Source organism: Alcanivorax sp. HI0083 (genome assembly GCF_001635175.1).
The window spans coordinates 1-1,081 of the sequence record NZ_LWFX01000399.1 but is presented as its reverse complement, the minus strand read 5'-3'; the positions used below and the strand labels follow the sequence as shown (position 1 = coordinate 1,081).

Here is a 1,081-nt window from a genome sequence, read left to right as displayed (position 1 = left end):
CAGCCAATCCACCGCGTAGCCATGCTCACGAAGCATGGGCATGAGCTGATCCGCCAGCGGGATACTGTCTTCGACCAGAAGAATCCGCATCAGTCGTCACGCTCGTCATCAAGGATGTCTGCGGTGCGGGCATCCATTTCAATCTCGCGGACCACCTGGTCCCGGGTCAGCAACTCAATTTCATAGATCAGCAGGCCATCGTCACGTTCCAGCTCGACCTCCAGCACACGACCTTGCGGGTAGCGTTGTTCCAGCGTTTTCAGCAACGACGCAAGCGACAGGATTTCCCCCTGCTGACGTAGCCGCAAGGCTTCATCCTGGCTAATGTCATCGGCCACACTGGAGAGCGAACACACGCACAACAGGGCGATCAAGATCGCCCTGCTCTTGCGTGGCCATCGGCCCGGCAATGTGTGGGAAAGCAAGGACTCAGTCCTTCTCTTCGCCCAGCACGTCACCATTGCTGGCATCGATATCCAGATCCCACTCCACGCCCTGCGGGTCGCGCAGCTCAACCTGGTAGATGTAGCGGCCATACTCGTTTTCCAGATCCGTGTCGGTAATTTTCGCATTGGGGTGCTTGTCCAATACTACCTTATCGAGTTTATCCAGGGACTGGATAGTGCCGTCTTTCACCAGTGTATCGATCTGGCTATGGGGTACGTCATCGGCCTGTACTGCACTGACAGACGCCACACCCAATACCGCAGCCATCAATGTTGTTTTGGTCAAAGTCATGTTTGCTCTCCTTTTCGTTGAAGTCGGGAGAACCATAACGCGCCAAGCTGAACGCAAACTGAATGCTGGCTGACACCGACCTGAACCCGGCAAGCAGAATGGGCAGCGGCCTTTTAACCGGCAAAATGCCCTTTCACCCCATTGGGGTGTGACGCAGTTATCTTTCCAGCATGAATCCGATATATTGCCCTGATAACCATTCGCGTCCCTGCTATCAAGCGGTTACCACAGCCAATTGATAAGGCGCAGGCCCACTGCGGCCACACGAAACACCGCAAACCCGTCCAGGGGGGGGCAGTCTGCGGTACGGGGGAAACCGGTCTATATGGACGGATTACTGGAT

General features: G+C 55.7%; 2 protein-coding genes and 1 pseudogene. All 3 read right to left on the bottom strand.

Annotated features, from left to right (window positions below; all coding sequences use genetic code 11):
* Positions 1-90, bottom strand: a pseudogene (locus A3754_RS28815) (DNA-binding response regulator); the annotation flags it as partial.
* Positions 90-374 (bottom strand): PepSY domain-containing protein, encoded by a 285-nt coding sequence (locus A3754_RS04165; RefSeq protein WP_231880471.1) that lies wholly within the window; start codon positions 372-374, stop codon positions 90-92. The pseudogene A3754_RS28815 and the gene A3754_RS04165, both read right to left, overlap by 1 nt.
* Positions 375-429: 55 nt before the next feature.
* Positions 430-738, bottom strand: coding sequence for a PepSY domain-containing protein (locus A3754_RS04160; RefSeq protein WP_063518919.1), 309 nt, complete (start codon positions 736-738; stop codon positions 430-432).
* Positions 739-1,081 lie beyond the last annotated feature (343 nt).

Excerpts from the sequence above, each read along its gene's own strand:
- A3754_RS04160 (WP_063518919.1), bottom strand. The coding sequence starts at position 738 with ATGACTTTGACCAAAACAACATTGATGGCTGCGGTATTGGGTGTGGCG.